This window comes from Bacillus cereus group sp. BfR-BA-01350, from assembly GCF_022663775.1.
Lineage (GTDB): Bacteria > Bacillota > Bacilli > Bacillales > Bacillaceae_G > Bacillus_A > Bacillus_A paranthracis.
In genome coordinates this window covers 379,989-404,060 of the sequence record NZ_JAKUGD010000002.1, presented here as the reverse complement: position 1 = coordinate 404,060, position 24,072 = coordinate 379,989, and the positions used below count along the sequence as shown (strand labels likewise).

The following is a 24,072-nucleotide window of genomic DNA, read 5'->3' as shown; positions in this document are numbered from 1 at the left end:
TTCTCTCTCCCTTCTCATCGTTTCATTACACATGTAATAAAGATTGGTCTCCGATCATTTCTGATACAGTTTCAATTACTTTCTCTGGCGTTGGTAAATATAACTTTTCAAGTGGTGGCGAGAACGGAACTGGTGTATGTGGTGCTGTAATTCGTTTAATAGGTGCATCTAACAAATCAAATCCTTTATCCGCTACAATTGCCGCAATATCTGTTGCGATACTACATCTAGGGTTTGCTTCATCAATAACAATCAGTCGATTTGTTTTTTCAACAGATGCTAAAATCGTATCTTCATCAAGTGGTGATAAAGAACGCGGATCAATCACTTCTACTTCAAGTCCTTTTTTCGCTAATTGCTCAGCAGCCGCAAGTGCTGTATGAACTTGTTTTCCAATGGCGACGATTGTTACGTCAGAACCTTCTCGTTTAATATCTGCTTTACCTAATGGAATTGTGTAATAACCTTCTGGCACTTCACCTTTCATATTGTAAAGTGTTTTATCTTCAAAGAAGATTACTGGGTCATCATCTTCAATTGCCGCTAATAATAAGCCTTTTGCGTCATATGGAGTAGAAGGAACGACAACTTTTATACCTGGAATGCTCGTAAATAACGCATACAAACTTTGTGAATGTTGTGCAGCTGCGCTAAAACCTGCACCATGCATCGTACGTACTGTAACTGGCACTTTCGCTTTACCACCGAACATATAGCGGAACTTTGCACCTTGGTTTAATACTTGATCAAGACAACTACCGATAAAATCATTAAACATTAATTCAGCAATCGGACGTAGTCCTGTTGCCGCAGCTGCCATTGCTGCTCCCATGTAACCCGCTTCTGAAATTGGTGTATCTAAAATACGATTTCGGCCAAATTCTTGTACAAGGCCTTTCGTAACACCAAGAACACCGCCCCATGCTTCATCATCTTGCAAGTGATCAACTTGTGCACCACCTGCAACGTCTTCTCCTATTAAAATTACGTTTTCATCACGACGCATTGAGATTTTCATCGCTTCATTAATTGCAGTTGACATACTTACTGTTCTAGTCATTATTTTTCACCCTCCTCTTATTTGTAAGAAACGTATACATCTTTTAATAACTCTTCATCCTCTGGATATGGACTATTTTCACTAAATTCAATTGATTTTTGAACCGCTTCATCTACTGCTTTTTCCATATCTACAAGCTCAGATTCAGTTAATAAAGCTTCATGAATTAAATGCTTACGGAAATTCACAATCGCATCTTTTTCATTTAAATGTTCTTCTTTTTCTTCTGAAGTTTTATACGTTTGTGCTTCACCTTCGAAATGACCGTAATTACGATATGTCATACATTCAATTATTGTTGGACCACCGCCATTACGCGCACGTTCTACTGCTTCTTCAGCAGCTTTATATACAGCTAGAAGATCCTTTCCATCTACTTGAACACCTGGAATGTTATAAGCTTTCGCACGATCCGCAATAGAATCACAACTTGAAGCATATTCAAATGTCGTTGCTTCACCGTAACCGTTATTTTCAGCGATAAAAATAACTGGTAACTTCCAAATCGCCGCTAAGTTAACCCCTTCATGAAACGTACCTTCATTATTTGCTCCATCACCGAAGAAACAAACACTTACATCTTTTGTTCCTTTATATTTAGCTGTTAATGCCGAGCCGCAAGCAAGCGGGAAACCACCGCCTACAATACCATTTGCACCAAGCATTCCTTTATCTAAATCAGCAATATGCATGGATCCGCCTTTACCTTTACATAATCCTGTCGCTTTCCCGAAAAGTTCAGCCATCATACCGTTTAAATCACAACCTTTTGCGATACAGTGTCCATGTCCTCTATGCGTACTTGTAATACTGTCACTATCCGTTAAGTGGGCACATACACCAACTGCTACAGCTTCTTCCCCAGCGTATAAATGGACGAAACCTGGCAGAACGCCTTGCGCGAATAATTCATGCACCTTATCTTCAAACTTACGAATCTCTAACATTTTTTCGTACATCCAGCGAGCTTGTTCTTTCGTAATTCCATTCCCTTTACTTTCAGTTGTTTTTAACATGTTCAGCCCTCCTATTTTCTTGTTCATCTTTTATATTGCAAGTACCGTGCCAATTTCCAATCCTTGATTTAATAGGTTTTCTCTCTATGTTGAAAATAAAAAAGTGGACAAAATGAGACATTAGTCTCGTTTTGTCCACTTTTGTTCACCTAATTTGAAAATTATTATCTTATTCACCATCAAAACTCTTCTGTAATTTTCGGATGTAAATAATTTGACCGATATGATATGCATTATGAGTAGTTACATTGGCTAGCACTTCCCACCACTTTGCAGAAACAGGAAATCCCACTACATCGCTTTCAACCTTTTCTTCATTTATGAGATTTTGCCATAGTAACAGTTTCTCTAGTAGTTTTTCTCGTAATTCATCGAAAGTTTGATTATTTGAAAGCATAAAACTTTTGTTATTATCTCCAATAGCGGGCACAGCATTCACATTCGATTCTTTATATCTAGTTTGCCACGTAGAATTCCAATACAGTAAATGTTGTACAATTTCAGCTATACTATTACTCTCTTCATTCGGTTTCCAGAAAGCTTCCCTCTCAGATAAACCCTTAACTGCATCTGAAAACGGAATATACCAACTAGGATCGTTCGCATTCGCTAATAACTGATCTGCTAATACATCTTTCACATGGGCCATCTCTCTTCCCTCATTTCATTATCATATTAATATACACTACTCTATATACGCTAATTTCCTATAATCCCCTTTTTTACATACAAATTGGTTTCATAATGCATGTAAGAAAAATAGATTTTCTTTTTATAACTCGTTATGATAAAAGAAAAAGAAAGCGAGCGACCAATGAATAAAAAAATCGCGGTTATTACAGGAGCTTCAAGTGGGTTCGGTCTTTTAACAACAATTGAACTTGCAAAAAAAGACTATTTAGTTATCGCTACAATGAGAAACCTTGAAAAACAAGTGAACTTACTATCTCAGGCCACTCAATTCAACTTACTGCAAAACATTAAAATTCAACAATTAGATGTAACCGATCAAAACTCTATACATAACTTTCAATTATTTTTAAAAAACATAAACAGAGTAGACCTCCTTATTAATAATGCAGGATATGCAAATGGTGGCTTTGTAGAAGAAATTCCAGTAGAAGAATACCGTAAACAATTTGAAACGAATCTTTTTGGTGCTATTTCAATCACTCAGCTTGTTTTACCATATATGAGAGAACAAAAAAGCGGAAAAATCATTAATATAAGCAGCATTAGTGGTCAAGTCGGATTCCCTGGTCTATCTCCTTACGTTTCTTCCAAATATGCATTAGAAGGATGGAGTGAATCCCTTCGTTTAGAAGTGAAATCTTGTGGAATAGATGTTGCTTTAGTGGAACCAGGTTCTTATAACACGAACATTTGGGAAGTTGGTAAACAATTAGCAGAAAATCAATCTGAAACTACTTCTCCATACAAAGAATATATGGGTAAAATACAAAAACATATTAATAGCGGCAGTGATACATTTGGTAATCCGATAGATGTTGCTAATAAAATTGTAGAAATTGCTGAGTCTAAGCGTACGAATTTACGTTATCCAATCGGTAAAGGTGTAAAATTTATGATCTTTGCAAAGAAAATTCTTCCTTGGAGATTGTGGGAATATCTTGTTTTGAGAAGCTTTAAGAAAATGTAATAGACTTAAAAAACATTTTGAATGAGGTGCGAATTAAATGTTAGGTTTACCATATGGAAAAGTGTTTTTAACTCCGTGGACTGAAGAATGGGAATTTGAGTTTATGAAAGAGAAACAATTCATTGAGAAACAAATTGGCGAACATATTTTAGCCATACACCATATTGGTAGTACTGCTATTCCACAATTAAGTGCAAAGCCAATTATTGATATTGCAATCGAATTAGAAGATTATAACGATGGTTTAAACTGTATTAACAAGTTAGAACTGCTAAACTATAAATATAGAAAAGATGTACTGCCTGAACGATATTATTTTAATAAAGGTGAACCAAGAACTCATCAAATTCATATGTATGAACAAGGGAATACATATTTAATAGAACAATTACAATTTCGAGATTACTTAATAGACAATAAAACTGCTCGTATACAGTATGAACAATTGAAGATTCAACTTTCACAAGCTAATCCTAATGATAAACATCAATATGCAGAGGATAAAACAAATTTTATTACATCGATATTAGCTAAAATACATGCTTAAATACATGCTTAAATACATGCTTAAATTAAATAAGAAACCATTTAGTAGTAAATGGTTTCTTATTTATTAGTTATCTCATTATTTGTACCATCAATAATAAAATCTGCAAATTCATGTGGCTTATGACTTTCTACATACATATCTTCAGCAACCATCCAATTGTTTTCCCACATATCACGCGTAGCTTCCCCGTCTCTAGCAATTCCTCTTTTTATACGTGTTTCACGAGGACAATTCACCCATATTTTTAAATCATACATTCCCGCTAGCTCCTGACGTGTTGCATATACACCTTCAATAATTACAATACCACCGGCAGGAACAATATGGGATCCAACTAAAGAATCCTTTTCCCAATCATAACGCTTATAACGCCCTTCTAGTCCATTACTAATCGGATTTAAAACTTCTTTTAAAAGGCGTTTCCAGTCAAAATCTGCACCAATTGATTTATTCGTAGGATTTTCATTTACAATCTTTGCAGATGGTAAATAAAAATCATCCATATGAACAATCGTTACAGTTGAAAAATTACTTTTTATTTTATTTGCTAACGTACTTTTACCTGCACCGCCACAGCCATCAATACCTATTATTAGTAGTGACTGTTCTGTACATTTTTCTTCAGCCCATTTTAAAATTAAGTCTAAATCCAAACTAACCCATCCCCTTATATCTCTTACATTCCGTTATTAAAGTTTTACGTTGCTGGTGGAACGAAATAAAATAGTATCGAGAGCATCAATATAAAAGAAACCATTCCCGTTATCGAAAGTATATATTCTTTTGATTTTCTATCATATTTCCATTCCATCCATGCTCTTAAAGTCCATGATATCCCTAAATAAGTGAACATGACATAAGCCATTTTAGCGTTTTCAAATTTAAACATATAATAACAACTACTTATTACATAAATAATAATAAGTCCTATTTCTAATTTTACATGTAAACTATTCACATGCTTATATCCAAAGAAGCCTCTTTTCTCAATATTTAATTTTCTTCTTAAAAACTGTTCTATAAAGTAACCACCTATGCCAAGTCCAATAATAATAAGCAAAATTGTAGAAATACCCATCGCTCCCCCTCCTATTACCTTATTTATCTTTAGTAATAAAGTGGACTATATTACGTTTATTCTCTTCTAAATAACTTACAATTCCTTCAGGGTATGTTGGTTTCTCCTTTAATTCCTCTATGCTCCTCCATATTAATATAATATCCTCATATTCTTTATGTCTTATTTCATTTGTAACTCTCTCTTTAACAGTTCCCCAATGTATCAATGTACAATGATGTCCTTTTTCGTTGTTTCACTCGAAAATATGCTCATTTACAACAGCTAGCTCTTGAACATCAATCTTCAAATCGTATTCTTCCATTAATTCTCTTATTATCGCTTCTTTTGCTGTTTCACCAAATTCAATAGAGCCTCCTGGAAAACGATAAAATGATTCATTTTCATCGCATTGAACGAGCACTTTTGAGTTATCTCCATTATCAATAATGACTTCTACACGCAATACAGATCTATTCATTATTTTCCTCCTTTAAATCTTTAATTGAAAATTTATTAAAGAAAGAAATATATAATTAATCCAGTTATTATTAGCCCTGTAACTGCAAATAATGAAATCAAGAACTCGCGCGATTCCTTATCATATTTCCACTCCATATATGATTGAAATCCATATAACGTGATAAAAAACAAAAGAGGTACATACCCCATAAATATACGGTTTGGAAAAAAAGCACTTATCGCAATAACAACTATATAAGAGAAAATAATAATTCTATTCCCCCATTTATGTGTTTTATTCACATATTGATTATCCCATCCCTTTTGTTTCGGGATGTTTAATCTTTTTCTTGCTATTTTTTCAAAAACGAATATACATAGTACCCATAAAATTAATAGAGTTATTTTGGTAATTGACAGAAAAACCTCTCCTTTTATTTTCTTACTTTTATTTTCTCCGGCTGATCACTCGGATACGTAGCACTCATTTTGTTCTCTATGTCCCAACTAATAATCGTCGCACTATCTCTTCCTAATTGCTGGTGAACGTGTTCTAAAATATTATGGATATTTACTTTAAGTACGTTATTATTTCTATTCATATCACTATACAGATTTACAGGAGTTTCATACCGACGTTCCCCGCATTCTAATACCCCATCTGTCACCATTACAATTCGATTGTTCCCAGTACGTAATTCACGAATTCCTGATGAATAGCAAGGAACAGGTAAATCAAAAGTATTTACGTTACCAATCCATTCGTAAAAATGACGTTGATTTAGTGCGTATTGTCCTAATTTGTGTAATTCATCATGAAATACATACACTAAACAGTCTCCGATAGATAACCACCATATGTAGTTTTCTTTTCTTACACATAGTAAGCAAGCTGTTTCACCTTTAATTCTTTTGCACTTTTCCTTAAATGAAGAAGATTGTAAGATTGTAAGAATATGATTTTCAATAGATCGAAATACTGTATCAATCGATTCATTCATCATTTCTTTTATATTTTCATATTCTTTTTGAATTGTATTTACTACTAAATCAACACTTTCTGCACTATTATGTCCATCTAATATAGCTGCAAATTCCCAATCACCATTTGACCAAACTAACGCACCATCTTCATTCTTTTTTGCTCCGGCACTAATATTCCCACCATATGTACCGAGCACGATATCACCATATTGTTTTACTGAAACTTCATCTAAACACATTTCACTACTTCCAACCCATAAATATTGTTTATTATTTGTTGTATGCATATTCACTCACCATATACTTTCGCAATCTTTCACATAGTTTTTTAATTTTTTCTGCGTCACCATAAGGCGCACCCATCCATTTCGCTACTTCAGTCGGTGACCAAAACTCTTTTGGTGTATTTGCATAACGCGGTATGATGTGCATATGCATATGTGGTACACCATTTCCTGAAACAAAAGTGTAAATATGTTCTGCACCTTCACTTTCTTTTAGTGCTTTACTTACTCTACTTGATATAAGTCCGAACCTTTTCGCTTCTTCATCTGTTAGTTCAGCAAGACCAGGTACATGTCTTTTTATATCTATCATTACATAACCAAGATACGTTTCTTCGCTATCCCAGTGGACATGTCCAACGTAAACGAGTTCATCTTCGTAAATAGCTCCACCTGGAACTGTAATATTTCCTTTATGTTTTTCACAAATGAAGCAATTTTGTTCTTCTTGATTATTTGTTGACATATCCATCACCATCCTTTTTATATATAATATCATAAAAAAAGGAAAAATAGGATTTATATTCCGAAAATTCATTCTTTTAATGCAACAATTTTGAATTGAATTTACAGCTCATTTTTTCTTCAAAACCACAACTCCAATTACAATCCCAATCACAATTCCGATTACTAAATTATTTGTAAAATAACCTTGGACTACACCGATTACAACCCCTATACCGACGCCTATTGCCAAGGTATCATTACTTTTTTTCTTTTTAGACAAAATAGCATCTCCTCTCATCATTTCTTCCAAAATAATATCTATTTACATGACGTCACTGTCTCCTAATATATTCGCTATTCCAATTAATAATTTCCAAAAAAATGTACTTTATTACTTATACTTTCCCACCACATAATCCTCTTCTTAAGAAGAGATTTTCAAGTCGCTATTATATTAAATAAACATATCGTTATTCATCGAAGAATTAAATCAATGAAATAACAACAAAACCAAGTTTTTGTATCAGCTGAAGGTAATCTATTCAAACAAAAAAACACACTTTGTATAATAAAGTGTGTTTTCCTTTTATCTTCTTTTTTGATGAAATCCTTGTGTAATGCGGTCTAATATAATCGCAATGACAACAATAGCTAGTCCGGCTTCAAATCCCATTCCGATATTAACTTGTGTTACAGAGCGGTATACATCAACCCCAAGACCTGGTGCTCCTACAAGAGATGCTGTTACTACCATAGATAAAGAAAGCATAATGCTTTGATTCACACCAGCCATGATCGTTCCAGTTGCGAGTGGTAATTGTACTTTAAATAATTTTTGTGATGCGGTTGAACCAAATGCATTCGCTGCTTCTATTAAATCTTCTGGAACTTGTCTAATTCCTAAATCAGTAAAACGAATTGTCGGTGGCATTGCAAAGATTACTGATGCAATAATCCCAGGTACTACTCCTACTCCGAAAAATGTAATCGCAGGAATCAGATATACGAAAGCCGGCATTGTCTGCATAAAATCTAATGTCGGTTTTAAAAATTTTGAGAAACGCTCATTTTGAGATGCTAATATCCCAATTGGAATTCCAACAATAATTGAAATAATAACGGAAGTAAGTACGAGTGCTAATGTTTGCATCGTCTGTGCCCAGTAGTTAATATTTAAAATAAATAATAATCCGATCAGTGTAAAAATAACTAAAGATACTTTTCTCGTTGTGTACCAAATGAGGAAACACAGTAAAATAATCATCAATATGGCCGGTATTATTATTAAAAAATTAGTGAGTAAATCAACGAATCCTCCAATAATATAAGAGAATCCTCGGAATAAGCCTTCAAAGTGCTCATATAAACTTGCAACAAATGAATCAACCCATTCCCCTAATGGAATACGCGGAATACTATTCATCGTCTTTCACCTCTTCCTCAATGTTTCCTGCAAGAGCTTGAATGACACTTTCACGTTTAATGATTCCTCTAAGTCTTTTCTTCTCATCAATTACGGGTAACGGATATTTCATCTCTGCCATTTTTGCATACGTTTCCTCTAGTAAAGTATCTAAATACACGTGCGGAATATCGTTAAGTAATAAATCGGCAATCGGCCACTGTTTTTGAACGGCTTTACTTGCATCATCCGCAGTTAATATACCTAAAAATTCATACTTTTTATTAACAACATACACAGTAGAAACCCCGGCGTTCCTCATAATTTGAAGTGCTACACGTGGTCCACGATCAATTAATAAAGTCTCTGGTCGTTTTAGTATAGATTCCGCTGTAATTACTTTTCCTAAATTCACATCCGCCACGAATTTCTCGACAAACTCATTGGCAGGACTCATCATAATTTCTTCTGGCGTTCCAATTTGGACAACTTCTCCGTCTTTCATCAATGCAATTCGATCACCAATTCGAAGGGCTTCATCTAAATCATGCGTAATAAAAATAATTGTTTTTTCCATTTTATCTTGTAATTCTAACAGTTCATCTTGCATTTCTTTTCGAATCAGTGGATCTAATGCACTAAATGACTCATCCATAAGTAAAACATCCGGATCATTCGTAAGCGCTCTCGCAATGCCGACACGCTGTTGCATACCACCACTCAGTTGGCTTGGATAATTATCTTTATGATGGTCTAATCCAACTAACTTCAAGGACTCTAACGCTTTTCTCTCTCGTTCCTCTACTGGAACTCCTTGTATTTCCAACCCATATGCAACATTTTGCAAAACGGTACGATGAGGGAATAGAGCGAATTTCTGAAATACCATGCTCATTTTCGTTCTTCTTACTCTCCGTAATTCTTCCTTGCCCATCGTCGCGATATCTTCACCATCTATGTATATATGGCCCGCTGTCGGTTTAATTAATTGATTTAACATACGAACTAACGTAGATTTCCCGCTACCTGACAAACCCATAATAACGAAAATTTCTCCAGAGTATACTTCAAACGTTGCTTTTTTCACACCAACGTTCATTCCTGTCTCTTTCAAAATTTCCGATTTGCTTTTTCCTTCTTTTAATAAGGTAAGCGCTCTTTGCGGATGTTTCCCGAATACTTTTGTTACGTTTTCAACACGTACCTTTGTATTATCCATGTCACTACTCCTTTTCTACCCATCTATTCACATAGTGTTGCGATTTTGCAAAGAAATATTACATAAAAATAACATTTATAAGATTTCTTTAAAATTCTTTTTTCCGTTCATAATAAGAATGCTTACTTATACATTTATTTAAAGAGGCAAACGTTTCTTAGGAGGTTTTCGATGCGAAAGAAAATTTGGTTTATATGCCTTGCATTATTTATTACTATGATTTTCACTTCATGTAATACAACAAATGCAAATTCGAAAGGAAAAATTAAACTTGGTGTAACAAGTTGGAAAGAAAATATTGCAACTGCAAACATGTGGAAGGTACTACTAGAACAAAAAGGCTACAAAGTTGAACTCATGTATTTAGAAAAAGCGGCAATTTGGACTGGTGTTGCTCGCGGTGATGTTGATGCTAATTTAGAAGTATGGCTACCCGTTACGGATAAACCACTAAATGATCGTTATAAAGATGATATTGTCTTAAAATCAAAATGGTATGAAGGAACCGGACTAGGTTTAGTTGTCCCTTCTTATGTGAAAAACATAAACAGCATTGAAGATCTAAATGCACATAAAGATGAACTAGATAATAAAATTGTCGGAATTGAACCTGGCAGCAGTCTTATGAACTTAACGAATAAAGCGATGAAGGAATATGATATAAAGCTAAAACTTGTCCAATCTTCTGAAGCTGCTTTGATGAGTGAACTAAAAAAAGCATATACGAAAAAGAAACCAATCGCTGTTACGCTTTGGAATCCACATTGGGGTTTTTCAGAATTTGACTTAAAATATTTAAAAGACCCTAAGAAAGTATATGGTGAAAAAGATGACATTTATTACTCCGTTCGTAAAGGTTTCGAAAAAGATCATCCGGATATCATAAAATACTTCGACAAATGGAAAATGAACGATGAACAACTTGGTACATTAATGGTCGAGTTAAATAAAACGAAAGATCCCGAAGAAGCGGCGCGAAAATGGATTAAAAAGAATCAAGCGTTAGTCGATGAATGGATAAAAGATTAATAAAACAGGCTAGAGAATATACTTTACTCTCTAGCCTGCTTTCTGCTATTTTTTCGTAACAACATCATCTACAATCCCATATGCCTTCGCTTCTTCTGCAGTCATAAAATAATCTCTTTCTGTATCATGTGCTACTCTTTCAATCGGTTGCCCTGTTTTTTCTGCAATCATTTTATTAATATCATGTTTTAACTTTAAAATTCTTTTTGCTGTGATTTCAATTTCCGTTGCTTGCCCTTGTGCGCCACCAAGCGGCTGATGAATCATAATTTCACTGTTAGGTAGCGCAAATCGTTTTCCTTTTGCACCTGATAATAATAACAATGCACCAAATGATGCTGCAAATCCCATGCATAGCGTTTGTACATCTGGTTTAATGAGATTCATCGTATCTAATATGGCAAAACCTGCTGTCGTTGATCCGCCTGGACTATTAATGTATAAAAATATATCTTTCTCTGCATCTTCTGCTTCTAAAAATAATAATTGAGCTACGACACTACTCGCTACTTGATCATTTATTTCTGAACCGATAATAACAATACGGTCTTTTAATAACCTTGAGTATATATCATAGGAACGTTCTCCTAATTTCGTTTGTTCTACAACATATGGAATTGCATTCATTTTAAATCCCTCCAATAATTGTTATGCAACGCAAAGCATACAACTGTAGGAAGAAGGTTGTTTCACATTAAATAATAAGACTGGCTGTTTAGATGGTAACTTAGTAAAATCTATTGTTGGAAGCAGTTTCGTTAATAATTCCGGTCTCTCTTCTCGAATAGACGTTACTACAACTTCCATATCATCTGTGAATTCAACTATCTCTATCCCTTCTTCACTTACAGTTTTCAACCTATTTCTACTCCGAAACAAAGAAGCTTTTACTGCCCCTTCCGATACGGAACATACTTTAGCAATATCAGCGATACTATATTGAAAAACATCTTTTAATAATAAAATTGCGGATTGCTGTACATTTAATGAAGATAATACTTTCCCTACCATTTCATGCAAATCTGCAATTTTTTCATGTGGTTCTTCAAAAGTAATTTGGTCTCTTATTTTTTCATGAACTGATTTTGACTTTATTTGATCTAACCAACGATTTCTAGCTATTTTATACACGAGCGTCATACAAATATCTTTATTACTATATTTTTGAAGCACTTTACAAACTGTTTCTTGGGCAAGATCTTCGCCATCCCATTTATTTTTCGTTAAAAATGTACAGTATCTTTTCAACTCTCCGTATTGCTCAATTAAAAAAGTTATATTTGAATGATTCATATCGATATGATTTTTCAAAATATGAGTTACTTTTGTGCACAAAATAACCACTCCTTTTCAGCGCTTACTTAATTAACGATTCAACAAATAAAAAAGTTACGGGGCATATAAAAAAATTATGTTTATGTTCAATAATTCGCGGTCATAAATATGTTATGTACAATTTTACGTGAGGAGGAACAAATTTGCCAAAATTAACAATTGAAGGTGCGGGAACTTTTGATGTAAAAGAAGGAACAAAGTTAGTATTAGCGATTGAAGATAACGGTGTAAACATACTCCATCGTTGCGGCGGAAAAGCACGTTGCACAACTTGTAGAGTAGAAATTATAGCCGGTGATTTTTGTGAAGCGAGTGCGAATGAAAAAAATGCGATGACAGAAAAAGGAATTGAAGATCATTTACGATTATCTTGTCAAATGCGTGTACATAAGGATATAGTAGTTCGTCCGGTACTTACAGTTGAAAATTCAGGCCTTGATGCTGGACCACGTCCGGCGGAGTAAAGCGATGGATTTAAAACAGATAGCTGGTGAATATGCTGCAACCTTCGTAAAAGATGGTATGAAGATTGGTCTTGGCACAGGATCAACTGCATACTGGACGATACAAAAATTAGGTCAACGTGTAAAAGAGGGATTATCAATTCAAGCTGTCCCGACATCAAAGGAAACGGAAGCATTGGCACAGCAGCTAAATATTCCGTTGATTTCGTTAAACGACGTACAAAGTCTTGATCTTACAATTGATGGAGCTGATGAAATTGATTCTAATTTACAGCTTATTAAAGGAGGCGGTGGTGCATTACTTCGCGAGAAAATTGTAGCCTCCTCCTCGAAAGAACTTATCATTATCGTTGATGAATCAAAAGTTGTGACAAGTTTAGGGACTTTTCCATTACCTATTGAAATCATACCTTTTGCATGGAAACAAACCGAACGTAAAATTCAATCTTTAGGATGTCAAACAACGTTACGCTTAAAAAATAATGAAACGTTTATCACCGATAATAATAACATGATTATCGATTGTATATTCCCTAATCATATACCTACTCCTTCCGATTTACACAAACGATTAAAAATGATTACTGGTGTAGTTGAAACCGGATTGTTTGTTAATATGACTAGTAAGGCGATTATTGGAACAAAAAACGGGATACAGGAATTATAATGAATGCTGACTCTTACAGTCAGCTTTTTTATATTTTCTCGTTATTACGTAACATTATGATATACTATGAAAACAAAAGTACATCACACTAGAAAGGATTGAACAATTTGCACTCCAAACTCATAACAGAACTTACAGATTTAGAAACTGCCTTTCATATTCGAAAAGAAGTATTTGTAAAAGAACAAAATGTCCCACTTGAAGATGAATTCGATATGTTTGATGAAATCGGGGAGGAATGTAAACATATTTTAGTTTATTATAACAATCTTCCTGTTGGTACAGGTCGTATCCGATTTGTTGATGGAATTGGAAAATTAGAACGTATTTGTATTTTAAAAGACTATCGTAAATACGGTTTAGGCAAAGTAATTATTCAAGCGTTAGAAGAAATTGCTCGTGAAAAAGAATCTACAAAAGTAAAACTACACGGTCAAACACAGGCTGAAGGATTTTATAAAAAACTAGGTTATCAAACCTCTTCTGATGTATTTATGGAAGATGGCATTCCGCATATACTTATGACGAAAATGTTATCATAATAAAAAAGGCAGTATATGAAACTACTTTATGTATTCATATACTGCCCTTTTTTATTTGTAGAAAAATGAATTCTCAAGATGTCCTTTTGCATCAAAGCCCATTATCTCTTAGTTCATACCAAGGTAAAGCTTACACTGTTTTCCATAATGATAAGGCATAAATCCAGTTTGGATCCCCATTTCCTTTATAACTTTGGACTGCTTCATATACTTTTCCCTCGTATAGAACTCTATCTCCCTTTTCATATGCTTTCTTTGCATCCCATTCTTCATATGAAACGCTTTCAGTTTTTGTAGTAATTATGAATATATCACTCTGTATAGATTCATTTCCAGCTACATCAACAGCTTTCACTACATATTTATAAGTAGTATTAGAGAGTAAATTTTTATCCATATAAGAAGTTGTATTAGATGTTGCAATCTTTTTCATTGCCCCTTCTGTTTCTCTATAAATATCATAATGGTCTACACCAATATTATCGTCAGATGGACTCCACATTAAATCCACACTTGACGCTGTCGTTCCCATACTATGTAATCCTTTTGGTTGTGTTGGTGCTTCTGTATCAGGAGCCTCAACTGCCGTTTTTACTGTAAGCTTTTCACTTTCTTTCGAAGCATTTCCAGCCGCGTCAATCGCTTTTACAGTATAAGAATATTCCGTACTTGGTTGTAATTTTTTATCAATATAATGAGTGCCCGGTACTGTGTCGATCATCTCTCCGTTACGGAAGATTTGATATCCTTTTACCCCTACATTATCCGTAGAAGTGGTCCATGCTAGTTCAATACTATGCGCTGTTACTTTTTGTGCCTGTATTCCATTTGGAATACTTGGAGCCTCTATATCTGGTTTTACGTCATTGATGAGATTAACATCAATAACATTATAGAACGCATTTGCTGTATCGGCTACATCCCATACTGCTAAAATCACATGATATCCACTACGATCAGTAGGTACATTGATTTTGTGAGTTAAATGATTTGAGGCTGCAGACCCATCATGTTGTACAGTTCCAATTGGTTCAAAATCTGCTCTTGTGAGCGCTTTATTTGGATTCCATCCTTTTTTTGTAATATAGTAATGCCATTTGCTCGTTAAGTGAGGCGCTGTATACTTCCAAGTAAATGTATTTTCCCCACCAGTGATTGTATTTTTAAACCAACGATCGGCTGTTTGTTGATCTAAAATACCACCAAATTTACCACCTGCAGAAGCGATTTTCCCATCAACTGGGCCACCTTGCGGGAAGCCTTTTGGAGCTTCTAAACTTTGTGGTTCATACATAACACTTCCACAATTTACATTTAGTGCACCATAGGCTGGACTACATAAAGCAGATCGGCTGCCAGGTTTTTCAACAAAACCATGCGCGTATGCATTTTGAGGAATAAGTGTCGTGCCAATAATTCCAGCTGTTAATGCAACAGCTCCTAGACTTTTTTTGTTCATTTTCATGTTTTGTAGTTGTTTTAATAATCGATTCTTCATATTTCTGTCCCCTTCTTGTTATAATTTGTAGTGTAATGTGGGCTTCGATGTAAAAGAATAACAAGAGACAATCTTGTATCGATGTATGTGTTAGTTATACATACACCGCAGTGAAAATATATTTCTTTTTATGTGAAATATTTCACTTAACGAATATATCATGACATAGAAATCACAAAAACATGTGCAGAAGTTGTGCAGAGACTGTGAAAGCATTACTAACTTGTAAAACTATGGCCTGAATTTTTAAAACTGAATATTCAACCTTTCAATAAAATTGATTCTTTGCAACATATAACAGAAGAGTGTCTATATCATTTCATATAGACACTCTTCTCATGTATAATCTTTCATTTATCACTGACCTATAAATGTAAAAATCTCATCAACAGCTTCCTTATAGCCACCAGATTTTTGGAAAGACTTCTTCAAATGCAATGCAGCTTCTTTATATGATGGATTATTTAATACAAGTTCTACACTTTCACGTAGTTGTTCCCCAGTTAATTCTTTCATAGATAACTTAATCCCAGCTCCTAGATTCTCTACTTGCTTTGCGATTACTGGCTGATCTGCACTTTGCGGAATTACAATGAGTGGAATCCCGTTATTTAATCCTTCATGTGTACTGTTCATTCCGCCATGTGTAATAAACAACTTTGTATATGCAAGGAGTTTAGTTTGTGGTACATAGTTTTTCACAATGAAGTTTTTAGGAATAGTACCTAAATCACTTATTTTCGTTTTATTACCAATAGACATCATAATAGTATGCTCACTATTTTCAAACGTCTTCATACAAAGTTTATAAAAATCAAGCGCTTCATTAAAAACAGTACCTAGTGAAATGTAAATCAAGCTTTTTTCTTCAATTGCAGTAAAATCAAAGGCTTCATTTTTCACTTGCGTAGAGATAGATGGACCTACAAATTTAAATGTTTCATCAAACATATCTCCAAAAGGTTGGAATTCCCTTATTGTATACACAATAGTAAGTGGCGCTGGATTACAGAAAACTTCATACGGTGATTTTATTTCAACACTATATTTTTCCGCAACCTCCTTAGTTAATCGTTCATAATCATTATGTATTTTATCTTGAACTTCCACTGGTATATTTTTAGACAAATGGTCTAACATTTGTTCAAATGATTTTTCATCCTGTGCAAAAGATGTACAAGAATTTATTGCTGGAAGCTTTAAAATTTGAGCAATTAAACGACCGCAGCCAAACATCGAATCATGAATCATATAATCAAAATGTTCCCCTTCAATTTGTTCAAGAACACTTGGTATAATAACATCTGCTGTATGTAGAAGGCCGTTTATTCTTTCCTGTAAATAATTTCGGCCACCGGAAAGAAATGCTTTTATAAACCTTTGGTCGTCAATTGTTCTTACAATAGCCCCTGTTTTTTCAATACGTTCTCTGAAAGCTTCTATTGAAAAATAAACTACCTCTTCCCCACGCGAAACTAATTCTTCTACAACTTGCAACGTTGGATTTATATGTCCTTCTGATCCAGCATTAATAAATAAAACACGTGCCACTTAAAACACTCCTTACTTTAAATCTTATCTATATTATTTTGCTCTTATAATTTTTCTAAATGGACTTAGCGAGCCTAAATCCAAGGTCATCTATGTAAATTACAACTGGTTTGTTTTTATCTTTGGATAAATTTGATGTATGATTCGTAATCGCATCATATAATTCCATCGTTACAACATACTTTGCAAGAAGAAACGAATTAACTTGGGCTTTCCATTCTTTCTTTATTCGATCATCTCTTAATTCTACTTTTCCTGCTGGAATTTTCACCATATTAGAATCAACTAGCCTAATAAATCTATCCAATTCTATACCCCCAGGTTATTTCTTTTTATAATCTAACCATTTATAGCACTGTACTTCTCTAAAAATAGTCTTACTTCATTTGTAGATTTTAAAATAATAACATCTTTTTCCTTACTCAATTGATTTAACCTTTTTAAAATTGAAGGTCATTTCGTTTTAGGATATTCCCATATCCATTTGAAAAATTGCAAGTCAAACCTTTCCTCACATCCAGCACCCATATCCGGTCTTGTTTTATTCCGATATTGTATAACTCTTTTAATAGCTCGATAAACACATATTGTTCTATGAATATCAAGAAAGATAATTGTATCAGCTGCGTTCATTCTTATGTCCATTGTCCCGCCATAATTCCCATCAATAATCCATTCATCTTCTTTAACTAATTCATTTTGAACCTTTCTTTGCTTCACTTTCGGTACACCTTCCCAATTCGGTTTCCAAAATAACGCATCAAGATGATGCACTTTTATACTTAATCTATTACTTAACTGCCTGGCTAATGTAGATTTTCCTGAACCACCAGAACCTATTAATATTATTTTTTTCATATTCATACACCCCTTTCTATTGATTCTTCAATAGCTTTTTTATTTAAAAAAATCCAGAAGAACATCTCTTCATTTAACTTTAATAAATCTTTTAACTGAACAAAATAAGTAATAAATATAACTTGAATAGAAAGCATAACATACCAAATGGATTGTAGTTCTTCTCTCGTTAAAATGTTTTGTTTATTATATCCTTCAAAGATTGTGCTGATAATATGTTGCCACTTCCCTCTTAATACTTCATCACTATATAACTCACTCAAAATACTCGTACAGCAATAGCATAAATCGAATACTCTTACATTACTTTCCAATATTTCAAAATCTATAAAACCTTGAAATTCATTATCTTTAAAGATTACATTTGATAAGTGCATATCGCGATGAATAATTTGTTTTCGTAATGGGTGAACTGTTTCCTTGAAATCTATATGTATTTGATTCATTTTTCGAATTACATCCTGATGAACATACTCATTCTTTTCTAAAATAGGTAAAGCCCATCCGTATACTACTTTATATAAATCTCTTTTTACTAACTCGTTATTATTATTCACCGAATTAAGCGCTTGATGTAGATTAGCTATTTCTACTCCAATTGTACTTCCTAGCTCTTTCAAATTTTCCGTATCTTTTATTTCAAGTACACTTCCAGCAACATATTCGTACAAACAATAATACTTCTCTCTATAAAATACATACTTTTCACTATTACTCGTTTCCACTAACTTTTGTACTTTAACCCCTTTTTCATCAAGCTGTTCTAATACATGTATTTCAACTAATAGCTGTTTTATCGATCCCTTTTCCTTCAAAATATAAGATTTATTATTACAATGAATCTTTGTTACGTTTGCTTTTATTTCAGTAGCTGTGACATCTTTATCTCCAAACCAAAAATTTGCAATTTCTAATATGTCCTCCATAAACAAATACCCCTTTTACAAATCTCTTATTTCCTCTGTAAAATAAACTCAAAAATAAACCCTACTCCAACACCAATTGTATAAGCAACTAAATCACTCCACAAAAATCCGTACCCTAACACAAGTCCACCTAAAGTCGTTGCACGAATATTATCTATCCATTCCGCGTGGTACAATTGGCTCATTTCAATCCCGTAGCAAAACATTAAACTAATAAAAGCCAATTTCTTCATTTCTATTTTAGGAAATAAAAATCCAAATCCAATGAAAATCATTAACGCCCATAAAGCATCACCTAAATAATCATTTAATAGAGCCGGCAGCGCAAAAGCAAATTTTCTTGAACTAAGCCCTAAAATAATAACAAGGATTGTAAACATTGCGTATAGTAATCTATTTCGTTTCGTATTCATTTCAAAACTCCTAATTCCTCATTTATAACTGCAAAATAGCTAGTAAAATATAATCATTTTACTAGCTATTTATTAACTGCTTTAACAATAAGAAAATGTGGATTTGTATTTAAATAGTAATAAGATTTTTCATTTACTTCTTTCATCTTTTCAACTGGCCTTGGTTCGACCATTTTTTCTAACATAAAATAATTTGTTGTTTCATTAATAATAGCTTGAAGTGACCTTCTAAAAAATTCAACTTCAATTGTAATGTTTGGTTTAACCCAAGTATCTACTAATAATTGTTTTTCGAAATAATTTTTACAAGTAAACTTTGTAAAGTCCATAAAAGGATGATGAATGGAGTATATAAATTCTCCACCTGGCTTCAGTACTCGACGAAACTCCTGAAATACTTGATTCCAATTTTCTAAATAATGAAGGGTTAACGAACTCACAATAACATCAAAAGTATTGTCTTCAAATGGTAATATTTCTTGTAAGTCATGACAAAGAAACGTTGCTTTATCACCTGTACATTCCTTTGCAGCTTTTACCATTTCAGAACTTACGTCAATTGCAGTTACATTTGCTCCTCTTTCTATAAATTGAGATGTATACCATCCAGCTGCACATCCAGCATCTAGTATACTCTTCCCGTCTAAATTCTTTGGAATCATCTCCATCATCGCTGGTCTTTCATAATAGCTGTTATATGGATTTGCCACATCTAGATTTTCTTTATATGTACTCGCTAATTTATCATATGTACCTTTTATCGTGTCTTTCAACACACCCACCCCTTATACATATTAATCTAATAACTCTTGCTGCTTTTTCTTTGAAAATGACTGCAGAACTAAATCATACGACCAATCAATCATCTTATTAATTTGCACTTGTTCTACATCTTTATGTATATACACTGTATTCCAATGTTTTTTATTCATCTGTACTTAATTAGTTTTTTTCCTTTGATTAATACCAATCCGTGGATGCATAATATATTTATTTTAGCACAAAAAAAAGGGAGCCTCGCCCCCTTTTTTGAAATTTATGGTAAACGAATTTCCATTTTTGAGAAATTCCCTTTAGAAATCAATTTTCCTTGTTTGATTAACTGCTGCACGCGGAAGTTTAAATAAGTATCGCCCATACGTTGTTCGTTTTTCACCATTACTTCTCCAACGATGACAACAGCTTGTTGGTACTCTTGGGTAACCTGTTCTAATATAGCTGTGTCATAATAATCTTCTGATTCCGTAACTATTTTTCCGTTTTCCAACACTCTCAGTAATCCGTTAGATTGCGAGTAGTTTTCCCAATCCTGCACTAATTCTTGAACCTGTTCTTGAGACAACTCTTTTTCCATTTGAATTGCACCTAGGATAAACTCGGACGGCACTTCTGCCAAACTTTTAAGCGTATGAGACAGTTCCTTGCCTTGTTCATCTTGAACTTTGTAATCAATGCGGCGGCTGAAATCTGTAACATTCACTTCTGAAAATTCTATGCCTTTGTCTTGAAGTAGTGCTACTACATAACTCACTCCAACAACGTCTGAAGCATTTTCTCCGTACCATAAAACTACCTTGCTATTACTTGGAACCTCTTCTATTTTTGGGTTTTGCTTTAGTTTTGCTTCCACCCATTCCACATAGTCTAAGTTTGATTCTTGCCCTGTTGATGTCAACACCTCTTTAAGCCATTTCTTCCTAGCTCGCATTCCGTCTGTAAAATTTAACGACCCTATTGAAAAATCATCATTCACGCAAATAATTTTTTCATTTCTTTGTTGGAAAGCGTGCTTTAAATTCCCAAATGCTGAATCTCCAAATACAATGTGTGTAACAGTCATAATGTCTAGTCTCCTTGCTCATTCAATGTGATTTTGTTTCCTTAATAACAGTATAAGCACGGCATTACAAAATAACTATCGTACTTTTATTACATTTTTGTAAGATAAAAATACACCGCCGTTCAATAGCGATGCATTTTTCGTTCTAATATTTTTACAAGTCTTCTGTTTTGAACTCCGTATAACCTTATTCATATGATACCCCGGAATGATTGTTTCTGGATACTCTTCTCTTACTCTTAGCGCAAGTTCTGGATCACATTTCAATGTAATTGCAGCTTTTTCTCCTTCTTCATGGTTTACTATTGCAAATATTTTATTATTAAGCCTCATACATGTTGCATTCCAACCATCAGGAGAATCTTCTGTCGCTTTTCTTTTCGATAAACAATACGCTCTTGTCGCAATCATTCTAATTGTCACCTCTTATTCTTTCACTATTTGATTACGGTGCATCACAATTTGTTTCGTCACTTGAAATTGCTGTTGACCATAAAACTTTATAAGTTTCTCTCCACAAAATAGGCTCACAATATTGATATGAGATATCTCTTCAAGCAACATTGTAAGCATCTTCTCACCAATACCTTTATTTCTTACACTTTCATGCACAACAACATCTTCTAGGTACGCTCGAAAAACACCATCTGAAACAACTCTAGCAAAACCGATTAACTCATTTTCTTTCCATACCCCAATTGCTATACTGTTTTTTAACATTTTTTGAATATCGATTTCTTTTCTTTCTGGCCACCAACCGACAGAATCATAAAGCCTCTTTAATTTTTCTGAACAGATTGGTTTCTCATCTTGTAATTTATATGTGTACATTTTCTTTCTCCCATTTAACATAATATAAATTATTATAAACGATTTTATAAATTTATATTATGGATTTTACAATACAAACAATTCTCTAATACCTTTCCTATCCCCTCTATTAAGTTAGATTATTTCAAATTAACGAATTTATGGAAATACAAAACAACTAATAAAATATTTACCTATTAAACTTTGAATCACTTGTAATAAATAGTAAAGTTAATAAGGTAAAAAATACATTAAGTGAGGCGATTTTTTGAAAAAGTTTAGTTTATTACTAACAGCATTTGTCATGATTTTAACATTGTTCATTCCAAATCTTACAAGTGCTAAAGCTTTCCCAGATGTCCAATCTAATCATTGGGCATTTAAGGAAATTAACTATTTATCAGATAAAGGTATCATTAAAGGCACACCAGAAGGAACTTTTAAACCGGGTGATGATGTAACTCGTGGACAAATGGCCTTAATGCTAGATTTATCATTAAAATTAGAAAAACCATCTAGCTATAATCATATTTTTTCCGATGTAGCCAAAGGTATCTATTACTATGATTCTGTACATAAGTTAGCACATAATAACATTGTACAACGTGAAACAAACTATTTCCCTGACCGTTCATTAACTCGTGCAGAAATGGCAGTAGTACTAGTTAAAACTTTTAATTTGAAACCTACAGGTGCAGACGTCAATTTCCCTGATGTTCCATCTAATCATTGGGGTTACAATTATGTCAAAATTTTAGCTCAAAATAATATTACAGCTGGATTTCCTGATGGTACATTTGGTCCAGGCGTAAAAGTAACTCGTGAACAGTTCGCTGCATTTTTAGCTCGTGTATTAGAACCTAGTTTCCGTCCGGCTCTTCCTAATCCTAAAGGCGAATTAGAAGTTCATTATATTGATGTAGGACAAGGTGATGCTACTTTTATTAAATCTCCAAGTGGCAAAACGATCCTTATTGACGGTGGTAACAACGGAAAAGGTAAAGTAGTAGCAAATTATTTAAAAGGATTAGGATTCCAAACTATCGATTATATGATTGCTACTCATCCTGATGCCGATCATGTAGGCGGATTGGATGAAGTACTTTATGCTATGAATGTAAAAAACGTTTACGCACCTAAAGTAAGCCATACGACACAAACGTTTAAAGACTTTTTAACTGCAGTAGCTAACAAAGGGTTAACTATTAAAGAAGCGAAGTCTGGAGTAACTTTACCAATAAATGGTTTAAACTCACAATTTTTAGCTCCTGTTAAAGAATACGGTAACGATCTAAATGAGTGGAGTGCTGTATTAAAAGTAACATATGGCAGCAAATCTTTCTTATTTACTGGTGATGCTGAATCTAAAAGTGAAAAAGATATGGTTGCAACATATGGTTCTAACCTAAAATCTGATGTATTAAAACCTGGTCACCATGGAAGTAAGACTTCTTCTTCTCAGCCATTTTTAGATGCAGTGAAACCAAGTATCGCTGTGATCAGTGCAGGTGCAGGTAACCAATATGGCCATCCCACACAGGAAACTTTAGCAAAGTTAAATGCAATGTCTGTTAAAGTATATAGAACTGATTTAAATGGAACTGTAATTATTAATAGTGATGGTTCTAACATTTCTGTAAGAACGGAGAGATAATTATGAAGAGAGGTATTATTGACCGTTTTGAAGGCGAACTAGCAGTTATTGAAGTGAATAACGTAACAATTGATGTACCTAAATCCAAACTCCCTTCCACTGCAAAAGAGGGTGACGTTCTTATAATAGAGGATGATACGTATACGATCGATAAGGACGAAACAGATAAAAGAAGACGTGAAATACAAGATTTAATGAATAAGCTATTTGAATAGTAAAAAAAGAAAATCCTTGTAATACGAATCGAACTATTTCTTCGCATAATTGCATCAGATTGATTAGTTTCTATAAACTAAAAAAAGCATCGCCTTATTGGCGATGCTTTTAAAATCCACTTTTTTGTA

The 24,072-nt window shown here is 33.7% G+C and carries 29 protein-coding genes and 4 pseudogenes; 8 read left to right on the top strand and 25 right to left on the bottom strand.

The features are described from left to right. Nucleotides 1-25: 25 nt before the first annotated feature. The 3 genes from acoB to MR147_RS06230 all read right to left on the bottom strand — a co-directional run bounded on the left by acoB (nt 26) and on the right by MR147_RS06230 (nt 2,725). On the bottom strand, nt 26-1,060 hold the full coding sequence (acoB, locus tag MR147_RS06240; RefSeq protein ID WP_074608677.1) for an acetoin:2,6-dichlorophenolindophenol oxidoreductase subunit beta: 1,035 nt from the start codon (nt 1,058-1,060) through the stop codon (nt 26-28). 17 nt (nt 1,061-1,077) lie between these two features. Continuing rightward, nucleotides 1,078-2,076: an acetoin:2,6-dichlorophenolindophenol oxidoreductase subunit alpha gene (gene acoA, locus MR147_RS06235; protein WP_000921306.1), complete on the bottom strand. Its 999-nt coding sequence runs from the start codon at nt 2,074-2,076 to the stop codon at nt 1,078-1,080. A 169-nt stretch (nt 2,077-2,245) separates the two neighbouring features. After that, nucleotides 2,246-2,725: a DinB family protein gene (locus MR147_RS06230; RefSeq protein ID WP_000951609.1), complete on the bottom strand. Its 480-nt coding sequence runs from the start codon at nt 2,723-2,725 to the stop codon at nt 2,246-2,248. 165 nt (nt 2,726-2,890) lie between these two features. On the opposite strand from MR147_RS06230, the gene MR147_RS06225 reads away from it, so the two are divergent. Further along, on the top strand, nt 2,891-3,736 hold the full coding sequence (locus MR147_RS06225) for an oxidoreductase (protein ID WP_217695697.1): 846 nt from the start codon (nt 2,891-2,893) through the stop codon (nt 3,734-3,736). Between the two features lie 37 nt (nt 3,737-3,773). Further along, the gene (locus tag MR147_RS06220) at nt 3,774-4,283 is read left to right on the top strand and encodes a GrpB family protein (protein WP_074608673.1); all 510 of its coding nucleotides are present in this window, start codon (nt 3,774-3,776) and stop codon (nt 4,281-4,283) included. 59 nt (nt 4,284-4,342) lie between these two features. Here the strand turns inward: MR147_RS06220 and MR147_RS06215 are convergent, their stop codons facing one another. The 9 genes and pseudogenes from MR147_RS06215 to MR147_RS06175 all read right to left on the bottom strand — a co-directional run bounded on the left by MR147_RS06215 (nt 4,343) and on the right by MR147_RS06175 (nt 10,141). Then, nucleotides 4,343-4,939 (bottom strand): uridine kinase family protein, encoded by a 597-nt coding sequence (locus MR147_RS06215; protein ID WP_242303810.1) that lies wholly within the window; start codon nt 4,937-4,939, stop codon nt 4,343-4,345. 44 nt (nt 4,940-4,983) lie between these two features. Then, a complete protein-coding gene (locus MR147_RS06210) occupies nt 4,984-5,364 on the bottom strand; it encodes a DUF4181 domain-containing protein (RefSeq protein WP_016717673.1) in 381 nt (126 codons plus the stop codon). 19 nt (nt 5,365-5,383) lie between these two features. After that, nucleotides 5,384-5,824: pseudogene (locus tag MR147_RS06205) on the bottom strand (NUDIX domain-containing protein). A 35-nt stretch (nt 5,825-5,859) separates the two neighbouring features. After that, the gene (locus tag MR147_RS06200) at nt 5,860-6,198 is read right to left on the bottom strand and encodes a DUF4181 domain-containing protein (protein ID WP_242303903.1); all 339 of its coding nucleotides are present in this window, start codon (nt 6,196-6,198) and stop codon (nt 5,860-5,862) included. A 41-nt stretch (nt 6,199-6,239) separates the two neighbouring features. Further along, nucleotides 6,240-7,076, bottom strand: a complete 837-nt coding sequence (locus tag MR147_RS06195; protein ID WP_242303809.1) for a PP2C family serine/threonine-protein phosphatase — start codon at nt 7,074-7,076, stop codon at nt 6,240-6,242. Next, nucleotides 7,060-7,545, bottom strand: a complete 486-nt coding sequence (locus tag MR147_RS06190) for an HIT family protein (protein WP_139302818.1) — start codon at nt 7,543-7,545, stop codon at nt 7,060-7,062. Before MR147_RS06190 ends, MR147_RS06195 begins: the two co-directional genes overlap by 17 nt. 102 nt (nt 7,546-7,647) lie before the next feature. Then, nucleotides 7,648-7,818, bottom strand: a complete 171-nt coding sequence (locus tag MR147_RS06185; protein WP_429672398.1) for a glycine zipper domain-containing protein — start codon at nt 7,816-7,818, stop codon at nt 7,648-7,650. A gap of 288 nt (nt 7,819-8,106) precedes the next feature. Continuing rightward, nucleotides 8,107-8,943, bottom strand: a complete 837-nt coding sequence (locus MR147_RS06180) for an ABC transporter permease (RefSeq protein WP_001084757.1) — start codon at nt 8,941-8,943, stop codon at nt 8,107-8,109. Then, the gene (locus tag MR147_RS06175) at nt 8,936-10,141 is read right to left on the bottom strand and encodes a quaternary amine ABC transporter ATP-binding protein (RefSeq protein ID WP_074608663.1); all 1,206 of its coding nucleotides are present in this window, start codon (nt 10,139-10,141) and stop codon (nt 8,936-8,938) included. The genes MR147_RS06180 and MR147_RS06175 overlap by 8 nt, the downstream gene beginning before the upstream one ends. A 171-nt stretch (nt 10,142-10,312) precedes the next feature. Between MR147_RS06175 and MR147_RS06170 the strand changes: the two genes are divergently transcribed. Continuing rightward, nucleotides 10,313-11,170 carry a glycine betaine ABC transporter substrate-binding protein gene (locus tag MR147_RS06170; RefSeq protein ID WP_242303808.1) on the top strand — a complete coding sequence of 286 codons (858 nt, stop codon included), beginning with the start codon at nt 10,313-10,315 and terminating at the stop codon, nt 11,168-11,170. Nucleotides 11,171-11,215: 45 nt separating this feature from the next. Here MR147_RS06170 and clpP read toward each other — a convergent pair whose 3' ends face one another. Then, nucleotides 11,216-11,797 carry an ATP-dependent Clp endopeptidase proteolytic subunit ClpP gene (gene clpP, locus MR147_RS06165; RefSeq protein ID WP_000991625.1) on the bottom strand — a complete coding sequence of 194 codons (582 nt, stop codon included), beginning with the start codon at nt 11,795-11,797 and terminating at the stop codon, nt 11,216-11,218. A gap of 21 nt (nt 11,798-11,818) precedes the next feature. Then, nucleotides 11,819-12,505 carry an RNA polymerase subunit sigma-70 gene (locus tag MR147_RS06160; RefSeq protein WP_000337493.1) on the bottom strand — a complete coding sequence of 229 codons (687 nt, stop codon included), beginning with the start codon at nt 12,503-12,505 and terminating at the stop codon, nt 11,819-11,821. 143 nt (nt 12,506-12,648) lie between these two features. On the opposite strand from MR147_RS06160, the gene MR147_RS06155 reads away from it, so the two are divergent. The 3 genes from MR147_RS06155 to MR147_RS06145 all read left to right on the top strand — a co-directional run bounded on the left by MR147_RS06155 (nt 12,649) and on the right by MR147_RS06145 (nt 14,178). After that, nucleotides 12,649-12,969, top strand: coding sequence for a 2Fe-2S iron-sulfur cluster-binding protein (locus MR147_RS06155; protein ID WP_001125378.1), 321 nt, complete (start codon nt 12,649-12,651; stop codon nt 12,967-12,969). Between the two features lie 4 nt (nt 12,970-12,973). Then, a complete protein-coding gene (gene rpiA / locus MR147_RS06150; protein WP_074608660.1) occupies nt 12,974-13,636 on the top strand; it encodes a ribose 5-phosphate isomerase A in 663 nt (220 codons plus the stop codon). A gap of 107 nt (nt 13,637-13,743) precedes the next feature. Next, nucleotides 13,744-14,178: a GNAT family N-acetyltransferase gene (locus MR147_RS06145; protein ID WP_242303807.1), complete on the top strand. Its 435-nt coding sequence runs from the start codon at nt 13,744-13,746 to the stop codon at nt 14,176-14,178. A gap of 130 nt (nt 14,179-14,308) precedes the next feature. On the opposite strand, the gene MR147_RS06140 is transcribed toward MR147_RS06145, so the two are convergent. The 11 genes and pseudogenes from MR147_RS06140 to MR147_RS06090 all read right to left on the bottom strand — a co-directional run bounded on the left by MR147_RS06140 (nt 14,309) and on the right by MR147_RS06090 (nt 22,095). Beyond that, nucleotides 14,309-15,676, bottom strand: coding sequence for a lytic polysaccharide monooxygenase (locus MR147_RS06140; protein ID WP_242303806.1), 1,368 nt, complete (start codon nt 15,674-15,676; stop codon nt 14,309-14,311). A 357-nt stretch (nt 15,677-16,033) separates the two neighbouring features. After that, nucleotides 16,034-17,227 (bottom strand): macrolide family glycosyltransferase, encoded by a 1,194-nt coding sequence (locus MR147_RS06135; RefSeq protein ID WP_074608655.1) that lies wholly within the window; start codon nt 17,225-17,227, stop codon nt 16,034-16,036. 100 nt (nt 17,228-17,327) lie between these two features. Then, nucleotides 17,328-17,534: pseudogene (locus MR147_RS06130) on the bottom strand (hypothetical protein); the annotation flags it as partial. Nucleotides 17,535-17,566: 32 nt separating this feature from the next. Then, nucleotides 17,567-18,085 (bottom strand): annotated as a pseudogene (locus MR147_RS06125) (DNA topology modulation protein). Nucleotides 18,086-18,087: 2 nt separating this feature from the next. Continuing rightward, on the bottom strand, nt 18,088-19,011 hold the full coding sequence (locus MR147_RS06120; protein ID WP_242303805.1) for a phosphotransferase enzyme family protein: 924 nt from the start codon (nt 19,009-19,011) through the stop codon (nt 18,088-18,090). A 26-nt stretch (nt 19,012-19,037) separates the two neighbouring features. Then, nucleotides 19,038-19,424 (bottom strand): ribosomal maturation YjgA family protein, encoded by a 387-nt coding sequence (locus tag MR147_RS06115; RefSeq protein ID WP_242303804.1) that lies wholly within the window; start codon nt 19,422-19,424, stop codon nt 19,038-19,040. Nucleotides 19,425-19,489: 65 nt separating this feature from the next. Continuing rightward, nucleotides 19,490-20,197, bottom strand: a complete 708-nt coding sequence (locus MR147_RS06110; protein ID WP_242303803.1) for a class I SAM-dependent methyltransferase — start codon at nt 20,195-20,197, stop codon at nt 19,490-19,492. A 21-nt stretch (nt 20,198-20,218) separates the two neighbouring features. Then, a pseudogene (locus tag MR147_RS06105) lies at nt 20,219-20,356 on the bottom strand (MmcQ/YjbR family DNA-binding protein); the annotation flags it as partial. Nucleotides 20,357-20,460: 104 nt separating this feature from the next. After that, nucleotides 20,461-21,264, bottom strand: a complete 804-nt coding sequence (locus MR147_RS06100) for a DUF1835 domain-containing protein (RefSeq protein WP_074608635.1) — start codon at nt 21,262-21,264, stop codon at nt 20,461-20,463. A gap of 75 nt (nt 21,265-21,339) precedes the next feature. Further along, nucleotides 21,340-21,675: an MmcQ/YjbR family DNA-binding protein gene (locus MR147_RS06095; RefSeq protein WP_074608633.1), complete on the bottom strand. Its 336-nt coding sequence runs from the start codon at nt 21,673-21,675 to the stop codon at nt 21,340-21,342. 15 nt (nt 21,676-21,690) lie between these two features. Then, nucleotides 21,691-22,095, bottom strand: a complete 405-nt coding sequence (locus MR147_RS06090) for a GNAT family N-acetyltransferase (protein WP_000288943.1) — start codon at nt 22,093-22,095, stop codon at nt 21,691-21,693. Between the two features lie 247 nt (nt 22,096-22,342). Here MR147_RS06090 and MR147_RS06085 point away from each other — a divergent pair, with 247 nt between their 5' ends. Together MR147_RS06085 and MR147_RS06080 are read left to right on the top strand one after the other, a co-directional pair. Further along, entirely contained in the window at nt 22,343-23,728 is a 1,386-nt protein-coding gene (locus MR147_RS06085; protein ID WP_242303802.1) for an S-layer homology domain-containing protein, read from the top strand. 2 nt (nt 23,729-23,730) lie between these two features. Further along, nucleotides 23,731-23,943: a DUF3006 domain-containing protein gene (locus MR147_RS06080; RefSeq protein ID WP_000820164.1), complete on the top strand. Its 213-nt coding sequence runs from the start codon at nt 23,731-23,733 to the stop codon at nt 23,941-23,943. Nucleotides 23,944-24,072 lie beyond the last annotated feature (129 nt).

Coding starts and splice junctions, on each gene's coding strand:
- MR147_RS06195 (WP_242303809.1), bottom strand. CDS start 7,076: ATGCATACAACAAATAATAAACAATATTTATGGGTTGGAAGTAGTGAA.
- MR147_RS06180 (WP_001084757.1), bottom strand. CDS start 8,943: ATGAATAGTATTCCGCGTATTCCATTAGGGGAATGGGTTGATTCATTT.
- MR147_RS06090 (WP_000288943.1), bottom strand. CDS start 22,095: ATGTACACATATAAATTACAAGATGAGAAACCAATCTGTTCAGAAAAA.
- MR147_RS06095 (WP_074608633.1), bottom strand. CDS start 21,675: ATGATTGCGACAAGAGCGTATTGTTTATCGAAAAGAAAAGCGACAGAA.
- MR147_RS06220 (WP_074608673.1), top strand. CDS start 3,774: ATGTTAGGTTTACCATATGGAAAAGTGTTTTTAACTCCGTGGACTGAA.
- MR147_RS06230 (WP_000951609.1), bottom strand. CDS start 2,725: ATGGCCCATGTGAAAGATGTATTAGCAGATCAGTTATTAGCGAATGCG.
- MR147_RS06170 (WP_242303808.1), top strand. CDS start 10,313: ATGCGAAAGAAAATTTGGTTTATATGCCTTGCATTATTTATTACTATG.
- clpP (WP_000991625.1), bottom strand. CDS start 11,797: ATGAATGCAATTCCATATGTTGTAGAACAAACGAAATTAGGAGAACGT.
- MR147_RS06175 (WP_074608663.1), bottom strand. CDS start 10,141: ATGGATAATACAAAGGTACGTGTTGAAAACGTAACAAAAGTATTCGGG.
- acoB (WP_074608677.1), bottom strand. CDS start 1,060: ATGACTAGAACAGTAAGTATGTCAACTGCAATTAATGAAGCGATGAAA.
- rpiA (WP_074608660.1), top strand. CDS start 12,974: ATGGATTTAAAACAGATAGCTGGTGAATATGCTGCAACCTTCGTAAAA.
- MR147_RS06190 (WP_139302818.1), bottom strand. CDS start 7,545: ATGGATATGTCAACAAATAATCAAGAAGAACAAAATTGCTTCATTTGT.
- MR147_RS06225 (WP_217695697.1), top strand. CDS start 2,891: ATGAATAAAAAAATCGCGGTTATTACAGGAGCTTCAAGTGGGTTCGGT.
- MR147_RS06080 (WP_000820164.1), top strand. CDS start 23,731: ATGAAGAGAGGTATTATTGACCGTTTTGAAGGCGAACTAGCAGTTATT.
- acoA (WP_000921306.1), bottom strand. CDS start 2,076: ATGTTAAAAACAACTGAAAGTAAAGGGAATGGAATTACGAAAGAACAA.
- MR147_RS06140 (WP_242303806.1), bottom strand. CDS start 15,676: ATGAAGAATCGATTATTAAAACAACTACAAAACATGAAAATGAACAAA.
- MR147_RS06185 (WP_429672398.1), bottom strand. CDS start 7,818: ATGAGAGGAGATGCTATTTTGTCTAAAAAGAAAAAAAGTAATGATACC.
- MR147_RS06115 (WP_242303804.1), bottom strand. CDS start 19,424: ATGAATACGAAACGAAATAGATTACTATACGCAATGTTTACAATCCTT.
- MR147_RS06210 (WP_016717673.1), bottom strand. CDS start 5,364: ATGGGTATTTCTACAATTTTGCTTATTATTATTGGACTTGGCATAGGT.
- MR147_RS06120 (WP_242303805.1), bottom strand. CDS start 19,011: ATGGAGGACATATTAGAAATTGCAAATTTTTGGTTTGGAGATAAAGAT.
- MR147_RS06100 (WP_074608635.1), bottom strand. CDS start 21,264: ATGACTGTTACACACATTGTATTTGGAGATTCAGCATTTGGGAATTTA.